The 22,840-nt window shown below is 59.2% G+C and carries 24 protein-coding genes and 1 tRNA gene; 10 read left to right on the top strand and 15 right to left on the bottom strand.

Going from position 1 to position 22,840, the window contains the following annotated elements; all coding sequences use genetic code 11:
- Positions 1-214: 214 nt before the first annotated feature.
- The 6 genes from D8670_RS13480 to D8670_RS13465 all read left to right on the top strand — a co-directional run bounded on the left by D8670_RS13480 (position 215) and on the right by D8670_RS13465 (position 6,411).
- Positions 215-1,225 carry a tyrosine-type recombinase/integrase gene (locus D8670_RS13480; protein WP_121818649.1) on the top strand — a complete coding sequence of 337 codons (1,011 nt, stop codon included), beginning with the start codon at positions 215-217 and terminating at the stop codon, positions 1,223-1,225.
- A 175-nt stretch (positions 1,226-1,400) separates the two neighbouring features.
- Positions 1,401-2,078, top strand: coding sequence for a hypothetical protein (locus D8670_RS21015; protein ID WP_162994303.1), 678 nt, complete (start codon positions 1,401-1,403; stop codon positions 2,076-2,078).
- Between the two features lie 69 nt (positions 2,079-2,147).
- Positions 2,148-3,275 (top strand): type I restriction enzyme HsdR N-terminal domain-containing protein, encoded by a 1,128-nt coding sequence (locus D8670_RS21545; protein ID WP_233752246.1) that lies wholly within the window; start codon positions 2,148-2,150, stop codon positions 3,273-3,275.
- A gap of 166 nt (positions 3,276-3,441) precedes the next feature.
- Positions 3,442-4,050, top strand: coding sequence for a hypothetical protein (locus tag D8670_RS13470; protein ID WP_162994302.1), 609 nt, complete (start codon positions 3,442-3,444; stop codon positions 4,048-4,050).
- A gap of 683 nt (positions 4,051-4,733) precedes the next feature.
- Entirely contained in the window at positions 4,734-5,090 is a 357-nt protein-coding gene (locus D8670_RS21010; protein ID WP_162994301.1) for a P1 family peptidase, read from the top strand.
- 337 nt (positions 5,091-5,427) lie between these two features.
- On the top strand, positions 5,428-6,411 hold the full coding sequence (locus D8670_RS13465; protein WP_121818647.1) for a DNA-methyltransferase: 984 nt from the start codon (positions 5,428-5,430) through the stop codon (positions 6,409-6,411).
- A gap of 22 nt (positions 6,412-6,433) precedes the next feature.
- Here the strand turns inward: D8670_RS13465 and D8670_RS13460 are convergent, their stop codons facing one another.
- The 6 genes from D8670_RS13460 to D8670_RS13440 all read right to left on the bottom strand — a co-directional run bounded on the left by D8670_RS13460 (position 6,434) and on the right by D8670_RS13440 (position 9,993).
- Positions 6,434-7,264 (bottom strand): ParB/RepB/Spo0J family partition protein, encoded by an 831-nt coding sequence (locus tag D8670_RS13460; RefSeq protein ID WP_121818646.1) that lies wholly within the window; start codon positions 7,262-7,264, stop codon positions 6,434-6,436.
- A 10-nt stretch (positions 7,265-7,274) separates the two neighbouring features.
- A complete protein-coding gene (locus tag D8670_RS21005; RefSeq protein WP_162994300.1) occupies positions 7,275-8,045 on the bottom strand; it encodes a hypothetical protein in 771 nt (256 codons plus the stop codon).
- 205 nt (positions 8,046-8,250) lie between these two features.
- Positions 8,251-9,102, bottom strand: a complete 852-nt coding sequence (locus D8670_RS13455; RefSeq protein ID WP_121818645.1) for a ParB/RepB/Spo0J family partition protein — start codon at positions 9,100-9,102, stop codon at positions 8,251-8,253.
- Between the two features lie 2 nt (positions 9,103-9,104).
- A complete protein-coding gene (locus D8670_RS13450; RefSeq protein WP_121818644.1) occupies positions 9,105-9,335 on the bottom strand; it encodes a hypothetical protein in 231 nt (76 codons plus the stop codon).
- 290 nt (positions 9,336-9,625) lie between these two features.
- A tRNA-Val gene (locus D8670_RS13445) sits at positions 9,626-9,700 on the bottom strand.
- A 50-nt stretch (positions 9,701-9,750) separates the two neighbouring features.
- Positions 9,751-9,993, bottom strand: a complete 243-nt coding sequence (locus tag D8670_RS13440) for a DUF7553 family protein (RefSeq protein WP_121818643.1) — start codon at positions 9,991-9,993, stop codon at positions 9,751-9,753.
- Between the two features lie 298 nt (positions 9,994-10,291).
- Between D8670_RS13440 and D8670_RS13435 the strand changes: the two genes are divergently transcribed.
- Together D8670_RS13435 and D8670_RS13430 are read left to right on the top strand one after the other, a co-directional pair.
- Entirely contained in the window at positions 10,292-11,239 is a 948-nt protein-coding gene (locus D8670_RS13435; RefSeq protein ID WP_121818642.1) for an MBL fold metallo-hydrolase, read from the top strand.
- Positions 11,236-13,008 (top strand): adenine deaminase C-terminal domain-containing protein, encoded by a 1,773-nt coding sequence (locus tag D8670_RS13430; RefSeq protein WP_121818641.1) that lies wholly within the window; start codon positions 11,236-11,238, stop codon positions 13,006-13,008. Before D8670_RS13435 ends, D8670_RS13430 begins: the two co-directional genes overlap by 4 nt.
- Positions 13,009-13,039: 31 nt before the next feature.
- Here D8670_RS13430 and D8670_RS13425 read toward each other — a convergent pair whose 3' ends face one another.
- The 4 genes from D8670_RS13425 to D8670_RS13410 form a co-directional block, all read right to left on the bottom strand.
- Complete coding sequence (locus D8670_RS13425) at positions 13,040-13,573, bottom strand: cob(I)yrinic acid a,c-diamide adenosyltransferase (RefSeq protein ID WP_121818640.1); 534 nt, start codon at positions 13,571-13,573, stop codon at positions 13,040-13,042.
- A 78-nt stretch (positions 13,574-13,651) separates the two neighbouring features.
- Positions 13,652-14,518 (bottom strand): ABC transporter ATP-binding protein, encoded by an 867-nt coding sequence (locus D8670_RS13420; protein WP_121818639.1) that lies wholly within the window; start codon positions 14,516-14,518, stop codon positions 13,652-13,654.
- 1 nt (position 14,519) lies between these two features.
- Positions 14,520-15,632, bottom strand: a complete 1,113-nt coding sequence (locus D8670_RS13415) for a FecCD family ABC transporter permease (protein WP_121818638.1) — start codon at positions 15,630-15,632, stop codon at positions 14,520-14,522.
- A 205-nt stretch (positions 15,633-15,837) separates the two neighbouring features.
- Positions 15,838-16,236, bottom strand: coding sequence for a hypothetical protein (locus D8670_RS13410; protein WP_121818637.1), 399 nt, complete (start codon positions 16,234-16,236; stop codon positions 15,838-15,840).
- Positions 16,237-16,437: 201 nt separating this feature from the next.
- Between D8670_RS13410 and D8670_RS21000 the strand changes: the two genes are divergently transcribed.
- Positions 16,438-16,614, top strand: a complete 177-nt coding sequence (locus tag D8670_RS21000; protein ID WP_162994299.1) for a DUF7838 family putative zinc beta-ribbon protein — start codon at positions 16,438-16,440, stop codon at positions 16,612-16,614.
- 569 nt (positions 16,615-17,183) lie between these two features.
- Here the strand turns inward: D8670_RS21000 and D8670_RS13405 are convergent.
- The 3 genes from D8670_RS13405 to gcvPA all read right to left on the bottom strand — a co-directional run bounded on the left by D8670_RS13405 (position 17,184) and on the right by gcvPA (position 20,297).
- A complete protein-coding gene (locus D8670_RS13405; protein ID WP_121818636.1) occupies positions 17,184-17,444 on the bottom strand; it encodes a DUF8075 family protein in 261 nt (86 codons plus the stop codon).
- A gap of 88 nt (positions 17,445-17,532) precedes the next feature.
- Positions 17,533-18,960, bottom strand: a complete 1,428-nt coding sequence (gene gcvPB / locus D8670_RS13400) for an aminomethyl-transferring glycine dehydrogenase subunit GcvPB (RefSeq protein ID WP_121818635.1) — start codon at positions 18,958-18,960, stop codon at positions 17,533-17,535.
- The gene (gcvPA, locus tag D8670_RS13395; protein WP_121818634.1) at positions 18,957-20,297 is read right to left on the bottom strand and encodes an aminomethyl-transferring glycine dehydrogenase subunit GcvPA; all 1,341 of its coding nucleotides are present in this window, start codon (positions 20,295-20,297) and stop codon (positions 18,957-18,959) included. Before gcvPA ends, gcvPB begins: the two co-directional genes overlap by 4 nt.
- Before the next feature lie 210 nt (positions 20,298-20,507).
- On the opposite strand from gcvPA, the gene D8670_RS13390 reads away from it, so the two are divergent.
- Entirely contained in the window at positions 20,508-21,101 is a 594-nt protein-coding gene (locus tag D8670_RS13390; RefSeq protein WP_121818633.1) for a cupin domain-containing protein, read from the top strand.
- Positions 21,102-21,282: 181 nt separating this feature from the next.
- On the opposite strand, the gene gcvH is transcribed toward D8670_RS13390, so the two are convergent.
- Complete coding sequence (gcvH, locus tag D8670_RS13385) at positions 21,283-21,666, bottom strand: glycine cleavage system protein GcvH (protein WP_121818632.1); 384 nt, start codon at positions 21,664-21,666, stop codon at positions 21,283-21,285.
- Complete coding sequence (gene gcvT / locus D8670_RS13380; protein ID WP_121818631.1) at positions 21,663-22,775, bottom strand: glycine cleavage system aminomethyltransferase GcvT; 1,113 nt, start codon at positions 22,773-22,775, stop codon at positions 21,663-21,665. Before gcvT ends, gcvH begins: the two co-directional genes overlap by 4 nt.
- Positions 22,776-22,840 lie beyond the last annotated feature (65 nt).

The following is a 22,840-nucleotide window of genomic DNA, read 5'->3' as shown; positions in this document are numbered from 1 at the left end:
GATAGCTACGAACCGAAAGCTCTCGCTTCGCTCGTCGTTGCGAGGAATCAGAAGTGGGTTGGGGCGGATTCGAACCGCCGGCCTGCTCGCCGCCTTCGGGCGATTTCGTCGCCCTTCGGCGGCAAAATGAGGAAGGAATTCACACGTAATCGCCCAAATTCGGTGGATCGTTGCCCGCTGTCCGAACCCCCAGGGCGTGTGGTTCAGAGTAACCATGAGTCGAAGTATGCGCCCTCAGCGAGCAGTCGAACGGTATCTGAAAGAACGAAAGCCCGAAGTCTCAGAATCCACTTATCGCAATCACAAGTACGCGCTCAAACGCTTTGTGGAGTGGTGCGATGAGGCCGGCCTCGAGGATGTGACCGAACTGGACGGTTTTCACATCCACGATTTTAAGATTCACCGCCGGGAGAACGGTGGGGTCAACGAGGTTACGCTCTACAACAATCTCTGCGCACTCCGAGTTTTCATCCGATGGATGCAATCTATGGATCTTGTAGAGGTGGGGCTTGCAGAGAACATGATTCTCCCTAACCCCGATGACGACGCTCGGAATACTAAGATAGAGGCCGATACTGCCGAGGCAATCCTGGAATATCTGGAGAAATTCGAATATGCTACGCTTCGCCATTCACTATTTGCCTTATTGTGGGATACCGGCTTCCGACTCGGTACAATACGTGCCATTGATCTCCGAGACTACTATCCCAAGGAACAGTATGTGGAGATCCATCACCGGCCGAAGACCGGAACACCACTAAAGAATAAGCAAAACGCTGAACGTGAGGTGAACCTACACGAGTGGGTTTGCGAGATACTGGATGACTACATAGCGATACACCGCGAAGAAGTCAAAGACGATGAGGGACGAAAGCCACTTCTCACGACTCGATACGGTAGGCCTGCCGGAACCAATTTGAGACAAAACATCAACGCACTCACGCGACCTTGTCACTACTCCCAGGATTGTCCTCATAATCGAGACGAAATCAATTGTGAAGCTGCACAGAACCACGATTATGCACAACGATGTCCTTCCTCGGTTCCACCACACGCACTTCGCCGTAGTGCAATCACGGCATGGTTGAACAAAGGACACTCAAAAGAGTTGCTCTCAGACCGGATGAATGTTAGTACGAAAACATTGGAGAAACACTACGATGCACGGACAAAGAGCGAAAAACGCGTTTTGCGCCGTGAAGCCTTTGAGATGAGCAGAGACTAATTCGATGACGCGAAAGGAAAAATAGACATAGCAAGACAGTATTTTTTCTTCTAACACACTGAAAACAATCCTTAGGCACAGTCCTGCAACTACATCACTAATCACATTATGCGGGGAGAATCTGAGGATGATTATCGGCGTTTAGTTTTTATCCTTTTCCTCTGTTCTATCACCTATGTCGTATCCAAAGAGAGAAAATGACCTCCAAGATTACTTACAAAGTGCATATGAATTTAGGTATGATGAAATAAAGGAAGTTCATACTCGTGTCAATCTTGGATCACATGACATTAGTGGTCATATGGGTGAATGGTTTGGTAGGAATGCGTTCGTATCCAGTGAGATAGATCTACTTGTCATCTATAATGATAGGAATATTGAAGCGATAGAAACAAAATATTTCGATTCAAAGGAAAGTGGTATAGAGCCGCATTTTTACGATGGAATAGGGCAGGCTACGTCTCTCAGTTATCTCGGTGTAGACTATATCAGCCTTCAGCATTATTTCTCCCCGAATGTTGAAGAGAAATTTATAGTTGATTATGCCGGTCTTGTACGAAAATTGACTGAATATCATAACTTACCTTTCCGATACGAAGTTTTTCGACTATCAGAGGATTGTGTATCGGATAGAGGAGAGTTTGTAGATATTAGTCCAGAAATAGTTAGGGCATTAAATAAAGAGAAGGGTGAATACAAATCAGGCGGTACGGCATCATTACGGTGGAGCGATGAAGACTGGAATAGACGGGGGAAACCTAATCCCCTTCTGGAGAACGCAACATCGGGAAAGGATATTGAAAGGGTGAAAGATTTCATTCATCATAAATTCGGAGTTCCTACAGTTGACTAAACAGAGTCAACTCAATAGAGGATGCAATTTGCAACATTTTAAAAAGGATTCATTACGCACAATCTGACAATGGATCAGGACGAGATAAACGAGTATGTTCAGCGATGTAAGCAACTTATCGAATCTTCACCGCAAATGGACGAGGAAAATACGAAGGTAAAACTTGTCCAGCCGTTTCTTGAACTTCTTGGTTGGGACCTCTATTCAACTGAAGTCGCATTGGAGTACACTATCCCCATGGCATCGGGAAGTACCCATGTTGATTACGCCCTTCTTGTTGGGGACTCCCCCGTGGTGTTCGTTGAGGCAAAGCCGATCCGATCTACTCTCACCGATAGCGAAGTTCAGCAGTTGCGAAGTTACATGAGACAGGAACTCGACGTAGACTGGGGTATCCTAACCAACGGCAAATCATTTGAGGTCTTGACCAAGAATCGACACCAGAATGGCGGAGAGGAGGTATCCGTCGTACAATTCAACCTTGATGACCTCGCTGATAATCCAGGTGTACTTGAACTACTCACAAAAGAGTCAATTCGATCAGGGAAATCTGACGAGATCGCCGAGCAGGTCGCAGAAACTAACCGAGCCATTCGCCATCTAAAAGAAAAGGAAAACAATGTCACCCAGGCAGTCACTGAAGCTGTAGAAAACGAAGTTGGACACCTTACAATAGATCTCGAAGAACAAGCCCGTGAATTCGTGCAAAGTCTCATCTCAGTCCTTCGTGAACAGCGCCAATTTGTTAGCGAAAACACACCATCAGAATTCGATGAGGCCGCGGGACAAGCACGGAATGAGCAAGATACTACTGTCCATTCGTCAGATATTGTTAAAGAATCTCACGAGTGGCAAGGTTATGTCATTCGATTTTCTGACGGTAAAATAATCCCAGAAAATGGTAGTGGAGCCCACACGCTACAAAAACGGAATATGGGATCAGCAGTTGATTATTTGATAGAAGAACACGATTTAATGGATACCATAGAGATCCCGCATTTTCCACCACGTGCTCGGAAGAATTGCTCTATCAACAGTAAACCAGAACACCCCAATGGGGAGGATATGAGGAGTCCGTATGAACTGATCAACGGAAACTATCTCCACACATCACTTAACACCGAGAATAAGAAGAACCGGGTGAGAGATCTTACAGAGAAAGTAGATCTCTCGGTTGAATTCTTAGGAGAGTGGTAATATATTGGAATTGGTGAGGATATATTCTGTATTGTTGTAAACATAAAACAGAGATCAATATTGGAGGCCGTACAGGAGGCAGAGCGTTTATCGGTCACCGGCCGAGGCAAGACTCGCTACTCACCTTGGGTTGAACTTATGCTACTACTCACGGTTCCTTTCCAATATGCCAAGTAATCATGGTACTGTAACTCTGGGGATGGACTTCTTCAAATCGCTAAATTCTAACGACAAGGGCTATTTTGGCGAGAAAATTGTCGGTTTTTATCTCCGTGATCAGTTGAACGATTCCCCAGAAAAACTCTTTCCGATCTTCGCTGATATAGATCCCACCTCTATCTACCTCCCAACACCACAGCAGTACAACTACTCATTTTTAGAACACGGTGACGAGGTAATCGAGCTGGAAGCCCGCGAAGATTGGGATATCAACCAGTACCTCATTGATGAAGACGGTAATCGGGAATCTATTGGTGTGCTAAAAGAGTGGCCCGACGAAAACAAGCCTTGGATGCCAGATATTACACTGAAAATCACGAATCTCTATGGCGACGACGATATCGAACGAACAGTGCTCTGTGAGGTGAAGACGGGTCCATATGCTGAATTTCGAGATGACCAACGAGACGTGATGGAAATTCTCAATCGAAGTCCAGACCGATTGCTCCTCCGAGCGAGAGTCATCTTTGATACTGACGAAGGGGCGATCAAAATCCAATTTCAAAAACTCGAATCAACGGATCTTGATAACAAGATACATTGGACCGCCTGGTGATTCGAAATCCGAGATTCCAATTATCTGTATTCGTGCTATCGCTGGGGAGAAATATCTACATCAATTGGTTTGATCAGTTGTTACACCAGCGAACTTCCCCAGGGACAATTATTGGTAACCCGCCCCGCAATGAGTGGGCTGTTTTGACTGAATTCTTCCCTGAACCGTCGAAAACCACCTCGTGTAGATAAAGAAACGTAATGTATGGAAGAATAACTGGAACGAAACATTTATTGTCGTACGTCTTCTTTAATTGAGTGAAGGCAACTACCTGAGAGAGGAATTGCCGCTTTTCTCATAATAGAGGAGATACAGCTTCTCTGGGCCGTTCAGTGGCGAACGCTCCTTCCGCAAAGTAATTAATTGGTGAGTGGCATCTCGTTCGTCCTTCATCAGGTAGTTGTCTGATCAACTCAACCATGAGTAACTCCAATGAAGAGAACCATGCGTATAGCGACTTGCAGAATTGTGATACAAACAACGCTACACGAATAGGTTGGTATAGATGGCAGTGTGAGGATGAGTGGCCTGCTGATTTCCGTCCTCAAAATAAGCGTGCGTACTTCTGTCATCTTGACCGCCATAACTCGGGCTTACAGAACGGACATGAACGACAGAATAAATCTTACAACACCTACGTAATGAATCGGCATCTCATCTTATGTCTCGGTAATAGGCTCAAGATGGATGAATGGGAGAAAAAGAAAGCAACGAGACTATTTGACGGACTTCAGCGAAATAATATGGGCCACTCATCAGATATTGTTGGGTTCTCCACATGTGCTTACGTTGTACATCAGTACCACGACCGTCGAGAATGTCATCCTCAAACGGAGTCAGATGATCTTGACCCCTTCTTCCAAGAATTAAGACAGGATCTCGACATCACCAAGGAACAGTTTGAAAGTGTGTACGGAAAAGTAGCTCATCGCGTAAGAAATAACGATCTGAAAATGTTGAGGCATGACAAATATGAAACTGATGTTAACTCTCAGCAGACTTGGCGGTCATCAGATAATGGAACTATGGAATGGCTCTGATCGGGGGAGGGGGGTATATAAACCTCTTTCCATTTAATTGGGTAGGAACCCCGAGGAGAAACACAGTGTGATTGAAAGGAAGATCTCTACGAGTCCAATCATTCTGGGTTTAACCGCGATGACGCCAGGCAGCGAGACAGCCCGGCATCGGAACGACCGAGGAGCGTAGCGACGAGGGAGTGAGAAGCCCGGAACTCGCCCAGTACGCCCTAACAAGGTACCACAGGAGACACTTTCACACCGCGTCGTCATCGGTATTAAACGCGGCAGAGTGAAACGACCTAACTTAAGAACGAAAACGAATAAAGGACGACAAAGGAGACATAGAGTATATCACATGGAAGGAAAACAATCTCTTAGAGAATATGTTCCGGATAGTTGTCGAGATCTATTAGATAAATCGAGTATTGAACTACGATCTGAAATCCCTGAGCTTGCACGTGATAAAAAACGAATGAGAGATGTGGAAGAAGCTGTTAAATCGATCCCGTCTCACCATAATCTCTATCAAGCAGATTCTCGAGATTTGAGTATGGTTGAAGACGAGAGCGTCCACCTTGCCCTCACGAGTCCACCTTATTTTAACCTAAAGGATTACGGAAATGCATCGGATGGACAGTTAGGTGAGGTAGACGAGTACGCTCAATTCAACCAACTTGTAGATCAAGTTTGGGAAGAAGTATATAAGAAACTCATTCCCGGAGGTCGTCTCTGTATCGTTGTGGGTGATGTCCTTCGGTCACGAAGTGAACATGGACGACACCGTGTCCTCCCCCTTCACGCGACAATTCAGGAACATGCCACACAGATAGGATTCGATAACCTTGCCCCGATTATATGGTATAAGATAGGGAATGCTTCTCTTGAAGCAGGAGGAAATGCTCGGTTCCTCGGTAAGCCTTATGAACCGGGTGCAGTAATCAAGAATGATATTGAATATATTTTACTGTTCCGGAAGCCCGGTGGATATCGGTCTCCCTCCGTAGAAGAAAAAATATTGAGTGTTATTGAAGCTGATAAACATCAAATGCTCTTTAGGCAGATATGGGACGATATAAAAGGTGAATCTCGAGAACAACATCCTGCTCCTTATCCAGTGAAACTGGCCAAGCGATTGATTCGTATGTTTTCTTTTGTAGGAGATACCGTTTTAGATCCCTTTGCAGGTGTAGGGACAACAAGCATAGCAGCTTCCCGTATAGGTCGAAATTCAGTCAATGTAGAGATTGAAGAAAAGTACATCGATATTGCAAAAGAAAGACTGGAAAAAGAGCAAGGATCTATTCCCCATATTTCTTTGAATAGTGGGAAAATTATTTAAAAGACTGGTATCCTTTTATCAATCAATAGTACCCCTCTTCTTCTAACTTTTCTTTTGTCAAATGTTCTATAGCCTCTCGTTCTGTCACTCCTCTTGTTTTAGCGTATTTCTTTACCGCTTCAGCATCGTCACCGACTAAGTATACTCTCTCTTGTACATGATCTCTACTCTTTGTGACTTTCTCTTGCATTTCGTCTAATTTTTCATCGAATTCATCGGCATTAGAAGCCCGAGAAGCTGCCTGCTTTACAGCTTTGGTCGGGATCTTTTCTTCAATAATTCGAATCGCGAATTCTTCTGCACGTTCTCCTTCTGTTACCTTTCGAATAGTTCTCAAAAGCTCATCGGATAATTGTTCAGGATCAACTTCTCTCTCTCCTTCATACTCGGGGTGAAATATGGTGTTTTTCCATTCATCTCTATAGGGTTCGAGCCAATTACGAACGGTTCCGGGACTTAACCCAGTGGCATCAGCGACTTCCTTTTTTCCTCCTTGTTGTTCAACCAGCCATTGTATTGCTTTTGCCCGGTCCTCTCGAGATACCTCTTTTTTCAGTTGAGTAGTATTCTCAACTATAGATTCTATCAACGCATCCTCATCATCAAGATCCTTAATTAATACTGGTACCTTATCTATTTGCTCCGCTTGAGCAGCCAATGTGCGACGTTGACCAGCATACACCTTCAGCTCTCCATTTCCGTCTTGACGAGCTTTTATTACCTCTGTTACACCTAATTCTCGGATTGACTCGCGCAAGGAATCATTTGAATCTGGATCAGCCCCGATATCAGAACGGCGTTCATTCTGTTCATCAATCGTTAATTCATTAGGGTCAACAAGCGCAAAATCCATGGAATCCCTTTTACCCTTCCTGCACCCACTCTTCGTCGGCCTCCCAGATGAACGTCTTCGTGGACGTCATATCAGTGGAATGTAGGTTCCTCCATCGATTAATGAAGTCTGCATTATGCATGAGTCCTACGTATGATTCTTCCTCATTGAAATAGTTCATAATATAGTCCTCTAACCGGCGAGGCGTCCAATCATACTCTCGGTCTCCGTCTCGAGTTGTAAGAATAGGGTTCCGTTTATCGATAAAGCCTTGATATGAATATATTGCTTCTAAGTCAAGGGATCGGACAGTCCAACCTAATCCGTCGTGACCATCAGCAACGTGACTCTTGGGAATATAGTAAAATTCCTCGTGAGCATCACGGATGTGGTCTCTTGCGTCCGCTTCTCCGGGGTCCTTAGAATTCAATATTGCATAGAAAGGCCCCTCAATCCACTCCGTAGGGAAGGGATCATGATCTATAGCCTCTACTATTGCCTCCTCCCAATCGCTCTTAAACTCCTCTGATTCAAACCGGACAACCATTCTCCGAATGGGGACGTCGTAAACCGTGGAGGGACGATTGAGGAGATCATTTACCCCAGTCCAAGGGAACGAGGAGTGGCTCCCGCCGTGTTCAGCCCGGTCATAATCAACATCGAAAATCATGCCCTCGGTTTCTTGTGCTGTAACGACGTCAGACACGCTGGAACTTGCTACTGCGGGAATATCCTCTCTATTTGTGCGAAAGTTTCGCTCTGCCTTCAATTCCTGTATTTGTACCGGGTCGAGATACGACATAGATTTCCGTAGGCCCTGCGAGAAAGAATATCCCTTGTAACGTCGAGTACTCTTATCTGATTGGTTTCTAAAATGACTATCCGTCACGATGGTCCGTAGCACGTTCGTAGGCAGGGGATCACTCATAGGTTATCGTTATGTTTCCCTATTCACATCCCCCTTTGATAAAACCACCTACAGCGGGGTGGAAGTAATAGCCCGCCTGCTATAGATATCCTTCTCTCTTGAGATAATCCTCAATAGCCTCCCGAACTATCTGATCTTCAGAAGTTCCTCGGGTCTTTGCTGCTGATTGCAGGCCTTCTGCATAGTCCCCAGTGAACGTTACTTGTGTACTCACTCGCATATCGCCTTCTGCAGATTGTTGCGAGTGAACCTCTTCAATCGCTTTCTCGAAATCTTCACCTCGGTCTGCTCGCTTTTTTGCCTCTAATACTTCTCGCTGGCTGATGTCATCTTCTGATACTTTCTTTACTAATTTTTCTCCTTCCTCCCCTCCTCCAGTAGCACGACGGATAGCAGAAAGCTTCTTGTCGTCTACTTGATCAACCTTTGCCCGTGTTTCAGAATCAGTCTCACCATTACTGGAAACGTGAACGTCTGTTCCCTCCCATGCGTCACGGGTCCGTTCTAACCACTCTCCTACTTGAGCACTGCTGATACCTAACTGTTCAGCAGCTTCTTCTTGCGTCCAATCATTGATTTTCATCAATTTCAAGAGAGCCTCGGAACGGTCTGTTCGGGAAACAGATTTCCGAAAGGCATCTACGTTTTCCGTGATCGAGGCCTCGATCGCCTCTGCGTCATCCCAGTCTACGATCCTGACAGGAATCTCATCCAAACCTGCTGCCTGTGCTGCAAGCGTTCGTCGTTGGCCGACGATCACCTTGTAATTACCATCACCTGAGTTTCGAACAATAGGAGCTTCAATAACCCCTTGCTGACGAACACTTTCTTCAAGCGACTCTATCCCCTTATGCGGACCAACGTCTTCTTTCCGTTCGTTCAATTCATCAATTTCCAGCTCGTTTGGGTCTATTTCAGTATATTCGACCATGATTATTTGTCACCCATCAGTCGGAGAGCGATATTCTGCCAAGGCATTTCAGCAATCGTCCAGTCTTCTCCTTCAACAGATACCTCGATAAGCGAAACCTCATCGTTTTCGGGATCGAGGTTCTCCGCATTCTCCTTTAAATGATTGATTGCTGCATCTTCAGATTCGTGTAACGTCTTTTCCTCCGGTAACTGTACCAGGTAGAACGTATTGTCCTCTATCTGGAGACTCATCTCGATGTATTGTCGTCACGGACCTCTAATCAATTTTTGGCATAAGTCGGAACTCAATCCAGCACTGTATGAGCAAGACACATTAGATAGATACCGATCGAAGGGGGAAAACCATGATGTTAGCAAGGGTTAAATTCTAATATCCTTAGCACGTCCTTCTGAATGAACCCCGCGGCCTCATCGGGTTTGGACACAAACGACCGCCGAACGTGTGGGTCCAAACTAATCTAAAGCGAAAAATCGCAGGAAGGCTGCTTGCCCATCAACTTGCGAGGCAACCGCCGAGCAAGTGGGTTGGGGCGGAGTCGAACCGCCGACCTGCTCCGTGTGAAGGAGCCGTCATAACCGGGCTAGACCACCAACCCGCACGAGGACGTACCGCCGGCGCAATAAAAAGCGTTCCGAAAGGTGCTGATCAGTTGCGGAGCCGGCGTCGGGCCCCGGAGACGGCGCGCTTCGCTCGGTACTCGGCGCGGTCGCCGAGGGCGCCGAGTTCGCGGCGGACCTTCTCCGCGCGGTTCGGCTCGGGTTCGGCCTCGCGGCCGGTCAGTTCCCGGACGCGGCGTTCGACGGGATCGAGTTCCTCGCCGAGACCCTTCTTCACGTGGTAGCCGGCGCGCTTCAGGTAGTACCGTGCGTCGTCGAAGTGACGGTTCATGTATGTCTGTTGTCTCTGAGAGGTTATAACCTTTTCGCGAGGTCAGAATGAGTGATGTTTTAGGACGACCAAAATCGGTGGTTTTAACAAGTTCTTAGGCATACCTAAAACTGCGCGGGGCGCGAAGGTGAGATGCGCCAGCCGAGGTCACGCCGCCCAGTACTGCGTTCGTCCCGCCACCGTCCCGCCATCTCTGTAAGGGTACCAGACCGTGGGCATCGGTTCGGTGCCGACAACTCGTATTTTGGCGTTCCCGGTTGCACAACCGTTTAGCCGGGGCCGGTCGTACGCTGGGGTAATGTTCTCACGGCTCTCGATCCCGACGCCGTTTCAGGTCGGGCCGGTCAACGCCTACCTCGCCGGCCGGACCCTCGTCGACCCCGGTCCCGACAGCGAGGAGGCGTGGTCGCAGTTGCTCGAAGAACTGGAGAAGCGGGACCTGACGCCCGCGGACGTGGAGCAGGTGCTGGTCACGCACCCGCACCCGGACCACTTCGGCCTCGCCCGGCGGTTCCGCGACGAGGGAGCGCGCGTCCTCGCCAGTCCGGCGTCGTCCCGGATCATCGAGGACTTCGCGGCCAGACTGGAGTACGAGCAGACTTTCTTCGTCGACTGCTTCGAGCGCCACGGGATGGCGCGCTCGACCGCGAAGACCGTCACAGAACTCCCGGAGGCGTACCTCCAGTACGCGCCGGACTGCGACACCGACCGCCTGCTAGAGGCCGGCGAGGAGGTCACCGTCGACGACGAACCCATACGGATGCGGGAGGCCGAGGGCCACGCCCCGGGCGAACTCGTCTTCGAGTACGACGGGGCGGAGGGGCGCGAGGCGATCGTCGGCGACCAGGTGCTCCCCGACATCACGCCCAACCCGCTCCTCCAGCCCCCAGCGGAGGAGGGCCGCGAGCGCCCGCGCGTCCTGCCGGCGTTCAACGACTCGCTGGACGCGCTGCGCGAGGTCGGCTACGACCGGCTGCTCCCCGGACACCGCGAGATCATCGACGACCCCGGCGGCCGCATCGCCGAGATCCGGGCGTCCCACGAGGAGCGCACCGAGAACGTCCGCGACCTCGTCGACGGGAAGACGACGGCGATGGAGGTGATGGAGGAGCTGTTCGGCGACCTGCCGGCGACGGAGCTGTTCCCCGGGATGAGCGAGGCGATCGGTCACCTCGACGTGCTCGAAGCGCGCGGCGAAGTCACCCGGTCCGAGCGCGGCGGCGTCGTCGTGTACGAGCGAGCATGAACGGGATACAGGCGGTCGCGCTTGGCGCGGGAACCGCCGACCTGGTCGTGAGGAACGGCCGCGTCCTGATCGCGCACCTCGGCGAGTTCCGCGAGCGCGACGTGGCGGTCGTCGGTGACCGGATCGCCGCCCTCCCGGCCGACGCGAGCGGGGTCGTCGGCGACGACACGACCGTGATCGACGCCGACGGGCGGGCGGTCGTCCCGGGCTTCGTCGACGCGCACACGCACGCGGACTTCTTCCAGACGATCGAGACCGCGTACCACCGCCTCCTCGAGGGCGGGACGACGGCGGTCGTCACGGAGACGTCCGCGCTCGGCGGCGCGTTCGGGGCCGATGGCGTCCGCGAACTGCTCGCGGCCGCCGAGGACCTGCCGCTCGCGGTCCGGGCGACCGTCCCGGCACAGCCCTTCTTCGACACGTTCGACGAGCCCGCCGACGAGGCGACCCGGGAAGCCGTCCTCGACCTGCTCGGCGACGACCGCGTGGTCGGCGTCGGCGAGTCCGACTGGATCCACGTCGTCGGCCGGGACTCGCCCGCGGAAGAGGTCTACGAGCGCGCCCGGTCGCTCGGCAAGCGGGTCGTCGGCCACGGCGCGGGCTGTTCGGACGAGAAGCTGACCGCCTACGCCGGGGTCGTCGACAACGACCACGAGGCGATCGCCGCCGACGAGATCCTCGACCGAGTGGAGCGCGGGATTCACCCCGTCGGCCGCACCGGGTCGGTCCGCGACGACAGCGACGCCTTCGCCGAAGCGCTGCGGGAGCGCGACTTCGACGCCTCGCTCTCGACCGACGGCGTCTGGCCGGACGCCCTCGTGGAAGGGGAAGCGATGGACGGCGCGGTCCGCCGGGTGATCGACGCCGGCGTCGACCCTGCGACCGCGCTCCGCACCGCGACGCTCGGGCCGGCGCGGCACTTCGGCCTGGACGACCGCGGCGCAGTCGCGCCCGGTAACGCGGCGGACCTCGTAATCCTCGGCGACGTCGAGACGGTCGCCGTCGACGCCGTCGTGGCCGGCGGCGAGGTCGTCGTCAGCGACGGCGAGGCGACCGTCGGCCCGCGCGAACACGGCTACCCCGCCGAATACCGCGACTCGGTGTCGGTCGACGCGCCGCCGGAGCGGTTCCGCGTCCCGGCCGGCGCCGCCCGCGACGGGGCGGTGCGCGCTCTGGAGTACCGTCACGGCCTCATCACGACGGAGACCGCGGTCGAACCGGCCGTCGACGGCGACGCGCTCGCCGCCGCGCCCGACGACGACGTGGCGAAGGCCGCCCTGCTCGACCGCCGGCCGGGGGTCGACGACGGGTTCGTCGGGTTCCTCACGGGGCTGGGGATCGAGGAGGGCGCGGCCGCGACCACGCTCACCTGGGAGGCCTCGGCCGTCGCCGCGGTGGGCGTCGACGACGAGGCGATGGCGGCCGCCGTCGACCGCGTCGCCGAGATGGGCGGCGGCTGGGCGGTCGTCAGCGGCGGGGAGGCGACGCCGGAGTCCCGGAACGCGGCCGGCGCCGCGACCGGCGACGTCGTCGCGGAACTGCCGACGCCGATCGCCGGCTTCGCGACGGACGCCCCCGTCGCAGAGACGGCTACGAGACTGGACGACGTTCGAGACGCGCTCCGGTCGATCGGGGTCGGCGTCGAGCGGCCGCTGCTCGCGGTCCAGACGCTCTCGTTCGTCGGCGTCCCGTCGCTGAAACTGACCGCGCGGGGCTACGCGGACATCTTCGACCGGTCGGTCGTCGGCCTGACGCCCGACGCCGAGTGACGACGGCCCCGTCGGGATCCGGCCGGACGGGTCAGTACGACGGGTTCTCCTCGCGGACGCCCTCGCGCTTGTTGACGACCCGGCCGAGGGTGAACAGCGCGTCCGAGAGGCGGTTCAGGTACTCGACGGTCTGCCCGTTTATCTCCTCTTCTTCGGCGAGCGCCACGACGCGGCGCTCGGCGCGCCGGCAGACCGTCCGCGCGTGGTGGAGGCGCGCGCCCGGCTCCGAGCCGCCGGGGAGGACGAACTGCTCCAGCGGGTCGAGCTCGTCGTCGTAGGAGTCGATCCAGTCCTCGACCTCGTCGACGTGTTCGGCGCGGACGACGGGGTCGCCCTCGTCGGGGTCCGGGTTCGCGAGGTCCGCCTGCACCACGTGGAGGTGGTTCTGCATCCCGGAGAGCTGCTCGTCCACGTCGTCGTGGCCCGTCGGCACGACGGTCCCGATCAGGGCGTTGAGCTCGTCGACCGTCCCGTACGCCTCGATGCGGGGGCTCGTCTTGGAGACGCGGGTCATGTCTCGCAGGTCGGTCTTCCCCTCGTCGCCGCGACCGGTGTATATCTTCATGGGGTGACCGTCGTCCCCGGCCCACTTAGTCTTCAATGCGAACGCCCATCGCCGGGCCGCTGGGCGCCCCGCCGGCGGCTACTCCTCGTCGTGGTAGGCGCTCTGCGGGACGATCCGCGGCCCGTTCATGCAGTAGTTCACGGTCGCCTCCACGCGGAACACGTCCCGCAGCAGCTCCTCCGTGACGACCTCCTCCGGCGGGCCGCGGGCGAGTATCTCGCCGTCTTTCATGGCCAGCACGTGGTCGGCGTGGCGGGCCGCCTGGCTGATGTCGTGGAGGACGAGGACGACGGTGGTGTCGCTCTCGTCCCTGAGCGTCTCGACGATCTCCATCACTTCCAGCTGGTGGTGCAGGTCGAGAAACGTCGTCGGCTCGTCGAGCAGGAGGACGTCCGTCTCCTGTGCCAGCGCCATCGCGATCCACGCGAGCTGCTTCTGTCCGCCGCTGAGACTGCCCACCTCGGCGTCGCGGAGGTGGTCGATCCCGGCCAGCGAGACGGCGCGGTCGACCGCGGCCACGTCGTCCTCGTCCACCGACTCGAACGTCCCGCGGTGAGGGTAGCGCCCGTGCGCCACCAGGTCCTCCACGGTCAGGCTCCCCGGCGCGACGTTCTCCTGGGAGAGCAGCCCGACCTTCCGCGCGAGCTCCTTCGTCCCCATGTCGTGCACTTCGCGGCCGTCCACCCGGACAGTCCCGGACTCGGGGGACAACTGGTCGGCGAGCGCCTTCAGCAACGTGCTCTTCCCGCTCCCGTTCGGCCCGACGAGCGCCGTCACCTCGCCGGCCGGAACGGCGACCGACTCCCCGTCGACGACGGGGTCGTCGCCGTAGCCGACGACGAGGTCCTCGCCCTCGAACTCGCTCCCGTCGGTCGATCCGGTCGCGTCCGTCGTTTCGCGGTCGTCGCTCCCCTCCGTCCGCCGTGGTATGATTCGTTCGCTCATCTTAGAGTTCACCCAGTTTCTCTTGACTCCGCATCAGGTAGAGGAAATAGGGCCCGCCGAGCAGCCCCGTCACGATGCCGACGGGCATCTGCACGGACCCGAGCGCGAGGCGCGCGCCGACGTCCGCCGTGACCGTCAGCGCGGGGCCCGCGAAGGCGCAGCCGACGATCAGTCGCCGGTAGTCGCTCCCGACCAGCGTCCGGACGACGTGGGGGACGATCAGGCCGACGAAGCTGACGATGCCGGCGACGGCGATCGCCGCCGACGCCGCGAGGATGGCGACGCCCGAGAGCGCGAACCGCATCCTCTCGACGGGCATCCCGAGCGAGGACGCCGTCTCCTCCCCCAAGAGCAACACGTTCAGCTGTCGCGACCCGGCGAAGGCGAGAAGGACCGAGATGGCGGCCCACGGGGCTGCGAGTCGCACCTCCTCCCAGTCGGTCCCCGTCAGCGACCCCGTCGTCCACGCGATGGCCTGCCGGGCGACGCCGACGTCGTCGACGAAGAAGAACACCCCCATCTGCAGGGAGTGAAACACCATGTTGACGATGACGCCGGCGAGCACGAGGCGGACGGGGCTCGTCCCGCCCTTCCAGGCGATCGCGTAGACGACGATGAACGCCGCCGCGCCGCCGAACGCGGCGAACAGCGGGAGGTACGCCGCCAGGCTGCTGAACACGACGAGCACGAGGAGCACCGCGAACCCCGCGCCGGAACTCACCCCTAGCACGAACGGGCTGGCGAGCTCGTTCCGCGTCACGGCCTGGAAGATCGCGCCCGACACCGCGAGCGCCGCCCCGACGACGATCGCGACGAGCACCCGCGGGAGGCGCATGTTCCAGGCGATGACGCTCTCTTTTGACATCGGTGGGAGCTCCGTTCCGAACGCGAACGCCCGCCACGCGTCGGGGTTGAGGATCACCTCGCGGGCGAAGACGGCGCGCCAGGCCTCGACGACCGTCATCGAGAACGGGCCGAAACTGACCTGCACGAGGCCGGCCGCGACGATGAGAGCCGTGCTGACCGCGACGACGACCGCGAGCGAGCGGTCGAACCAGCCGAACCGCTGCTCGCGCACCGCCGCTCCGGCCCCGGTTTGCGAATCGCTAGCCATGACCCGTTAGCCCTCGCTCGCGACGATTTCGGCGCCCTCGGACGACGTCTCGACTGCCCGCGGTGTCCCGCGGCGACGCCGCGCCGTCTCCCTGATCTCACTCATGCGTTATCTTTAGGCTTGCCTAAACCGGGATAAAAGTTGCTATTCGTGGCAGTCCGAAACATCCGACGGTGGACGTAGGCTGGCGGGGCGACCGCGGACGTTACTCCGCCTCGTCGTCGACGGACACTTTCCCGGACGGCTCCTCGCCCTGCGGGTTGGAGTCCTGCGCTTCCACGAACACCGCCTGCTCGACGTACTCGACGCCGCCGCCGAGGCGGAGCTGGATCGTCTTTCCGGGGAGGTCCGGATCGTCGTCCTCCGTCGGCTCTCTCGGGACGGAGACGGCGGTGACTCCGGAGACCGTCACCTGCCGGCGCTGGATCGGATCCCCCTCGTGCTCGACGGTCTCCCAGGTGTCGCCGTCGAACTGTTCGACGTCCTCGCCGAAGTACTCTTCCGAGCCCTTGTCCAGCGAGTCCTCGGTCTGGGACTCCCCGGCGGTCCGCTCGTCGTCGAAGTCGGCCTCCTCGCGCTTGTACTGATAGAGATCAACTAACATGACTATCCGGTACGACGAGGAACGGCTAAAGCCTTGACGAGACCCCCAGCGGACCGATACGTTTATGCGAACGAGGCGTCGCTGCCCGACCGCCTAGGGGGCCTCGGAACCAAGATTGCATATATCGAAATGTGATTTACCAGGGGCGGATCGCCGTCTGAAACCAGTATGTTAAACATCGCGCCGCCTGAACGCCCGGACATGGCCCAAGAACTCGACCACTACTGTCCGTCGTGCGAGGAGGACCACACCTTCTGGCGAGCCGCGAGCACGAACCTGCACCTCGGCGAGAAGAAGAAGTGGCGCTGCCCCGAGTGCAACTACGCGTTCGTCACGATCAACGGCATCGACTCCAGCGAAGCCGACACCGAAGCGTAACCGGATCACGAGCGGATATTCTCGCGTCCGTACCGTCGATCCCCAGGCGAGGGCTTGGTTTTCACGTCCGATCAGCCTCGCCTTCTTCTTCGGTGCGACGCCGTTCGGGGACGGCACGCCTCGGATCGCAGGCCGGTTTCGGGCGGTCGAACCCCCGGGGACACGCGTTCAGAGTCCGTTCGATCGAGGGCGGGGTCGTCGTCGCGACGCGTTCCGCTCGCTTTTCGGTTGCTCCGGCAGCTGCCAGGGCCGGTGATCGTTTCGAACTGTCGGACGGCGAAGCGGTTCCGGTTCCGACGCCGGCCAGACGACGAGTTCCCCCGATCGAACCTAGAGCACGCTCCGAGAGCCGTTTTTCCCGATACACTCCGCGATCGCGCACAGCCTATCGGCATTCGCTTTCGCTGTGACCTCGATCGACGACCCACAGCCACCTGATGAATTGAATATAGCTATATCAAATTAGACCGCCACGCCGAACCCCGGAGCTCCAAACGAACACTCGGTTCAGCGTCCCTGATGGCGGTTAGCTGCAACTGGAGAGCGCTGCAGGTCGGTCCGTCGCGTCCCTAGCCTTCCGCCTCGCCCGCCCGCCGTTCGCGACCGTGTCGCTCGCAGAGTATCTCGCCGGCGTCGGCGTCGAAGAAGAACGAGTCGCCCGCCGCGACGGCCTCGTCACAGACCGCGCAGCCGTCGCCGTGGCGGAGGAAGTACTTCCCCTCTTTCTGTCCCGTCACCAGCCGGTCGGCCTCGACCGCGAATCGGACCAACCCCTCGCCGATCTGCGTTCGATCGTCGCGGTCCGCGGTCTCGAAGCGGATGATCGGCACGGCGGAATTACGTGGGGGATCGAGATAAACGATCGCGGGCGATAGCGAACAGTTCCGGAGAACGGGCGCGGCCGGCGGTTCGGCCGCGCTACTCCTCCAGCGACTGCCAGGAGAGACGCAGGTCCCGCGCCGCGGAGGTCTGATCGATGCGGCGAGCGGTGGTGCGCTCGGGCGCGGCGGCGAGCGTCCCGTCGTCCTCGACGCTGACCGCGTTGAACGCGGCGGCCAGTTGGTCGAGCGTCTCGCGGTTCTCGATCTCCGTCGGCTCGGTCATCAGCGCCTCGGGGACGATCTCCGGCCACTTCGTGGTCGGCGGGTGGACGCCGTAGTCGAGCATGCGCTTCGCCACGTCGGCGGCGTCCTGGTCGCCGGCGCTGGCGACGAACTCGTGGTGGTACGGGCCGTACGGCACGTCGTAGTCGACGCGCTCGCCGAGGTAGTTCGCGTTCAGTACGGCCTTCGCGCTCGCGTCGCGCAGGCCGGGGTCGCCGAGGCGGGCGATGTAGGCGTAGGCCTTCACGAGGACGAGCCAGTTGCCCTGGTACCCGTGGACCTTCCCGACGGTCTCCTCGGGTTCGAACAGCTCGTACCCGTCGTCGGCCTCGCGAACCCGGGGCGTCGGCAGGAACGGTTCGAGGTCCGCGACGACGCCGACCGGGCCGGCGCCGGGTCCGCCGCCGCCGTGGGGCGTGGCGAACGTCTTGTGGACGTTGTAGTGCATGATGTCGAAGCCCATGTCGCCGGGGCGGGCGCGGCCGAGCAGGGCGTTCAGGTTCGCTCCGTCGTAGTACAGCAGGCCGCCCACGTCGTGGACCATCTCGGCGATCTCCTCGATGTCGCGCTCGAAGAGCCCTAGCGTGTTCGGGTTCGTGAGCATCAGCGCGGCGGTGTCCTCGGAGAGCGCCGCTTCGAGCGCGTCGAGGTCCACCCGGCCGTCGTCGCCGCCGGGGAGTTCGACCACGTCGTAGCCCCCCAGCGCGGCGCTGGCGAAGTTGGTGCCGTGGGCGCTCTCGGGGACGATAACCTCGTGGCGGTGGCCCTCGTCGTTGGCCTCGTGGTACGCCTTCGCGACGAGGATTCCGGTGAACTCCCCGGCGGCCCCCGCGGGCGGCTGGAGCGTGACCGCGTCCATCCCGCCGATGCGCGCGAGGTAGTCCTGCAGGCCGTGGAGCAGTTCGAGCGTCCCCTGCACGGAGCCCTCGGAGCGGTCCGGGTGGACCGCGGCGTCGGGCAGGGCCGCCACGTCCTCGGTGAACTTGGGGTTGTACTTCATCGTGCAGGACCCCAGCGGGTAGGGGCCGCTGTCGATGCCGTAGTTCATCTCCGAGAGCCGGGTGTAGTGGCGGGCGAGCTCCGGTTCGGAGAGTTCCGGCAGTTCGAGCGAGTCGCGAGTGAGGTCGTCCGGGAGCGGCGAGTCGCCGTCGATCTCGACCTCCGTGGAGTCCTTCTCCGAGAGCAACGGCTCGTACTGGTCGTCCTCTTCATTCGTCCAGCGCGCTTGATCGAATTTGGTCATCGCGCCACCTCCTCGAGCGCCGCGACCAGTTCGTCCGCCCGCCCGGCGTTAGCGTCGGTGACACAGATCTGCAGTTCGTGGTCGCCGACCGCGTGGACCGCGTACCCCTCGGCTTCGAGGTCGCCGGCGACGGCCGGCGCGGGCTGGTCGGTGTGCGCGACGAACTCGCGGAAGTGATGGCGATCGTGAACCGGAGCCTGCACGCCGTCGACGTCGTCGACGGCCGCCGCGAGGTCCCGCGCTTCCGTCACGCAGGTCTCCGCGAGGTCGACCAGGCCGGACGGGCCGAGGTCGGCCGCGTGGATGGCGGTGCGGAGCGCGACCCACGCCTGGTTCGTGCAGATGTTGCTCGTGGCGCGCTCCTTGCGGATGTGCTGCTCTCGGGTCTGGAGGGTGAGCGTGTAGGTCCGGTTGCCGGCCCGGTCCTCGCTCGCGCCGACGAGCCGGCCGGGCACCTGCCGGACGAAGTTCTCCCGCGTCGCGAACAGGCCCAGCCCCATCCCGTAGCTCGTCGGGAGGCCGAGGACGCTCGCGTCGCCGACGACCACGTCGACCCCCACGTCCGCCGGGCGCTTGAGTAGCGAGAGCGCCACGGGGTCGGTGCCGAGCGTGAACAGCGCGTCGCGCTCGTGCGCGAGGTCGGCGATGCGACCGAGCGACTCCTCTATCGTGCCGCGGACGGTCGGGTTCTCGGCGTACACCATCACCACGTCGTCGTCGATCCGGTCCGCCAGGGCGTCGATGTCGAGGTTGCCGTCGTCGTCCGGGACGGTCTCGACGGTCATCTCGGTGCCGGCGACGTAGTTCTCCAGCACGTCGCGGCGCTCCTCGCGGAGCAGTTCCGGGACGAGCACGCGGTGGCCGTCGGTGCTGCGGACCCGGTCGGCGAGCGTCGCGGCCTCGCCCAGGGCCGTCGCGGCGTCGTACATCGAGCAGTTCGCGATCTCGAGGCCGGTCAGTTCGACCAGCAGCGACTGGTACTCGAACAGCACCTGCAGGAACCCCTGGGTGATCTCGGGCTGGTACTGGGTGTACGAGGTGAGAAACTCCGAGCGCAGGGAGAGGTGGTCCACGAGCGACGGCACGTAGTGGTCGTAGTGGCCGCGGCCGAGAAACTCCGTCAGGTCGGCGTTCTCGCCGAGCGTCTCGCGCAGTTCGCGCTTGATCGCGCGCTCGCTTCGCTGCTCGATCCCGAACTCGCCGTCGAAGCGGACGGGGTCGGGGATGTCGAACAGGTCGTCGACGTCGTCAGCGCCGACGACCGAGAGCATCTCAGCCGTCTCGTCTGGCGTATGCGGCGCGAACGGACTGCCGGTGGCTGTGTGGTGTCCGGTCATGGTTACGGTCGGGCCCCCTCTGTCGGGGGAGAATGCGGCGTCACCCGCGGCGACCCGCGGGAAGTAGTCGAAAGCACGGGTAGGCAGTAATTGCGTCCGCCCCCTTATCACATCCCCGGTTCGAGGGGTGTTCGACCCGTGGATCGGCCGAGCGGACGCCCGGGCCTTGCTTCCCAAACGCATAAGTCCGTAATCATCGTGGGGGAGCGTATGATCCGGCAACGTTCGCCTGAAGCGGATCCGAACCCGATCGTTCGCGAAGCGTACGACGAACTCGGCGAACTGCTGGCGGAGGGCGACGACGCGTTCGTCGAGGAGGGCCCCGCTCTGCTGGCGGACGCCGTCGAGCGCGACGGGTTCTTCGAGAACGTCACCACCGACCCCGCCGCGCCGGACGAGTACACCCGCGAGAAGGTCATCGGCGACCCCGGCGAGCACGTCATCCGATTCATGGAGTGGCCGCCCGAGTACACCCTGATGCCCCACGAGCACCACGGTCGCCCCTGCTTCGAGGTGCTCGTCGAGGGCCACCTCATGCTGGCGAACCTCGAACGCACCGAGGTCGGCGACGGCGAGTACACCTTCGACGTGGTCGACTCGGAGGTCACCCGCCCGGGCGAACCCGCGGTCGTCGACCCGCGGGAGAACGAGATCCACGCCGTGTACAGTCCCGTCCGGAGCAAGTCGCTCCACGTCTACCCCAGCGACAACTGGCGCGCGTTCGGCTACGTCCCGAAAGACGACAGCGCCGACAACGACGTGTACGAGCGCCGCGAGTTCCAGCTACGGGACCCGGCCGAGTGAGGTGTCGCCACACGACAGTAGTCATCACGCGACAGTAGTCGGTCATCACGCGAGCGTACAACGGCCTCGGCGCCGTTTCACCGCGGGTGAGTGGAGCGAACGAGGCCCTTTTTTCGTCGACATCTTTCGGCCGAGCGGTTCGCTCGCAGGGCGAGCGAACCCGAGGCGAGAAGAGGTCGCGCTACTCGACCTGTTTCCGGTACTGGTCGGCGGACATGAGGTCGTCGAGTTCTCCGGGGTCGCTGGCCTCGATCTCCATCATCCAGCCCTCGCCGAACGGGTCCTCGTTGACGAGTTCGGGCGCGTCGAACAGCTGCTCGTTGACGGCCGTCACCTCGCCGGAGACGGGGGCGTAGAGGTCGGAGACGGCCTTGATGCTCTCGATGACGCCGAACTCGTCGTCCTTCGCGACGTCGTCGCCGACGTCGGGGAGTTCGACGAACACGACGTCGCCGAGTTCGTCCTGGGCGAAGTCCGTGATGCCGACGCGGACGGTGCCGTCGTCGTTGCGCGCCCATTCGTGCGATTCCATGTAGCCGAGGTCGTCAGGTACGTCGAAGCTCATTGGTCGATGAAAGGTGTGGTGGTGATTTCCGCGCGCTTCGGTCGGTCCCGGACGACGACGTTGACGTCGGTGCCGGGATCGTCGTACTCGACGGGGACGTAGCCGAGGCCGATCGGCTCGTCGAGCGTGGGACTCATCGTCCCGCTGGTGACGGTGCCGATGCGGTCCCCGTCGGCGTTCGTGATGTCGTAGCCGTGCCGCGGGACGCCCCGCTCGGTGAGCCGGAAGCCGACGAACGTCTCGTCGACCCCGTCTTCCTTCGCACGGGCGAGCGCGTCGCGCCCGACGAACTCCGTGTCGAGTTTGACGGTGAAGCCGACGCCGGCCTCGTAGGGGTTCCGCGGGTTCTCCTCGGGGTCGAAGTCCTGCCCGGAGAGCAGGAACCCGGCCTCGATGCGGAGCGTGTCGCGTGCGCCGAGGCCGCAGGGCTGACAGTCGAACGCCGCCCAGACGGTCTCCGTCTCGTCCCACGGGACGATAAGTTCGAAGCCGTCCTCGCCGGTGTAGCCGGTGCGGGCGACCCAGCAGTCGACGCCGTCGACGGCGGCCCAGCGGGCCTCGAAACGCGAGAGGTCGGCGACCTCGTCGCTGGCCGCCGCCGTCACGAGCGACTCGGCCTCGGGGCCCTGCACGGCGAACATGCCGTACTCCTCGGTGCGGTTCTCGACAGTCGCGTCGAGGCCGCGCTCGTCGCGGTAGCCCGTCCAGCGGTCGTACGCCTCCTCGTCGTGGCCGGCGTTGGGCACGAAGAGGTACGACTCGCCGTCGTCCTCGGCGGTCGCATCGCTCTCGTCAGCGAGGCGGTAGACGACCGTGTCGTCGAGGACGACGCCGTCCTCGTCGGTGATCATCGCGTACTGCGAGTCGCCGACGTCGAGGGCGGTCACGTCGTTGGTGACGAGCCGCTGCATCAGCGCCGTCGCGTCGGGGCCGCTGACGGTGATCTCGCCCATGTGCGAGACGTCGAAGATGCCGGCGGACTCCCGTACCGCGACGTGTTCCGTCTTGATCGAGTCGAACTCGACGGGCATCTCCCACCCGCCGAAGTCCGTGAACGACGCGCCGCGGTCGTCGTGCGCCCCGCGCAGAGGCGGCGTCCGTAGGGGCATACGCCTACGGTCGACCGCCTGTAAGTAATGTTTTGGTATTACGGATGCGCGGCGACGGGTCGCCC

Origin of the sequence: Halostella limicola (genome assembly GCF_003675875.1) — an archaeon.
In the GTDB taxonomy this organism is placed as follows: Archaea; Halobacteriota; Halobacteria; order Halobacteriales; family Natronoarchaeaceae; genus Halostella; species Halostella limicola.
The sequence above is the reverse complement of the archived record's forward strand: the minus strand, read 5'-3'. Positions and strand labels throughout refer to the sequence as shown.

What these genes read in the sequence shown, in the direction of transcription:
- D8670_RS13480 (WP_121818649.1), top strand. Translation starts at nt 215, where the DNA reads ATGAGTCGAAGTATGCGCCCTCAGCGAGCAGTCGAACGGTATCTGAAA.
- D8670_RS21015 (WP_162994303.1), top strand. Translation starts at nt 1,401, where the DNA reads ATGTCGTATCCAAAGAGAGAAAATGACCTCCAAGATTACTTACAAAGT.
- D8670_RS21545 (WP_233752246.1), top strand. Translation starts at nt 2,148, where the DNA reads ATGGATCAGGACGAGATAAACGAGTATGTTCAGCGATGTAAGCAACTT.
- D8670_RS13470 (WP_162994302.1), top strand. Translation starts at nt 3,442, where the DNA reads ATGCCAAGTAATCATGGTACTGTAACTCTGGGGATGGACTTCTTCAAA.
- D8670_RS21010 (WP_162994301.1), top strand. Translation starts at nt 4,734, where the DNA reads ATGGATGAATGGGAGAAAAAGAAAGCAACGAGACTATTTGACGGACTT.
- D8670_RS13465 (WP_121818647.1), top strand. Translation starts at nt 5,428, where the DNA reads ATGGAAGGAAAACAATCTCTTAGAGAATATGTTCCGGATAGTTGTCGA.
- D8670_RS13460 (WP_121818646.1), bottom strand. Translation starts at nt 7,264, where the DNA reads ATGGATTTTGCGCTTGTTGACCCTAATGAATTAACGATTGATGAACAG.
- D8670_RS21005 (WP_162994300.1), bottom strand. Translation starts at nt 8,045, where the DNA reads ATGTCGTATCTCGACCCGGTACAAATACAGGAATTGAAGGCAGAGCGA.
- D8670_RS13455 (WP_121818645.1), bottom strand. Translation starts at nt 9,102, where the DNA reads ATGGTCGAATATACTGAAATAGACCCAAACGAGCTGGAAATTGATGAA.
- D8670_RS13450 (WP_121818644.1), bottom strand. Translation starts at nt 9,335, where the DNA reads ATGAGTCTCCAGATAGAGGACAATACGTTCTACCTGGTACAGTTACCG.
- D8670_RS13440 (WP_121818643.1), bottom strand. Translation starts at nt 9,993, where the DNA reads ATGAACCGTCACTTCGACGACGCACGGTACTACCTGAAGCGCGCCGGC.
- D8670_RS13435 (WP_121818642.1), top strand. Translation starts at nt 10,292, where the DNA reads ATGTTCTCACGGCTCTCGATCCCGACGCCGTTTCAGGTCGGGCCGGTC.
- D8670_RS13430 (WP_121818641.1), top strand. Translation starts at nt 11,236, where the DNA reads ATGAACGGGATACAGGCGGTCGCGCTTGGCGCGGGAACCGCCGACCTG.
- D8670_RS13425 (WP_121818640.1), bottom strand. Translation starts at nt 13,573, where the DNA reads ATGAAGATATACACCGGTCGCGGCGACGAGGGGAAGACCGACCTGCGA.
- D8670_RS13420 (WP_121818639.1), bottom strand. Translation starts at nt 14,518, where the DNA reads ATGAGCGAACGAATCATACCACGGCGGACGGAGGGGAGCGACGACCGC.
- D8670_RS13415 (WP_121818638.1), bottom strand. Translation starts at nt 15,632, where the DNA reads ATGGCTAGCGATTCGCAAACCGGGGCCGGAGCGGCGGTGCGCGAGCAG.
- D8670_RS13410 (WP_121818637.1), bottom strand. Translation starts at nt 16,236, where the DNA reads ATGTTAGTTGATCTCTATCAGTACAAGCGCGAGGAGGCCGACTTCGAC.
- D8670_RS21000 (WP_162994299.1), top strand. Translation starts at nt 16,438, where the DNA reads ATGGCCCAAGAACTCGACCACTACTGTCCGTCGTGCGAGGAGGACCAC.
- gcvPB (WP_121818635.1), bottom strand. Translation starts at nt 18,960, where the DNA reads ATGACCAAATTCGATCAAGCGCGCTGGACGAATGAAGAGGACGACCAG.
- gcvPA (WP_121818634.1), bottom strand. Translation starts at nt 20,297, where the DNA reads ATGACCGGACACCACACAGCCACCGGCAGTCCGTTCGCGCCGCATACG.
- D8670_RS13390 (WP_121818633.1), top strand. Translation starts at nt 20,508, where the DNA reads ATGATCCGGCAACGTTCGCCTGAAGCGGATCCGAACCCGATCGTTCGC.
- gcvH (WP_121818632.1), bottom strand. Translation starts at nt 21,666, where the DNA reads ATGAGCTTCGACGTACCTGACGACCTCGGCTACATGGAATCGCACGAA.
- gcvT (WP_121818631.1), bottom strand. Translation starts at nt 22,775, where the DNA reads ATGCCCCTACGGACGCCGCCTCTGCGCGGGGCGCACGACGACCGCGGC.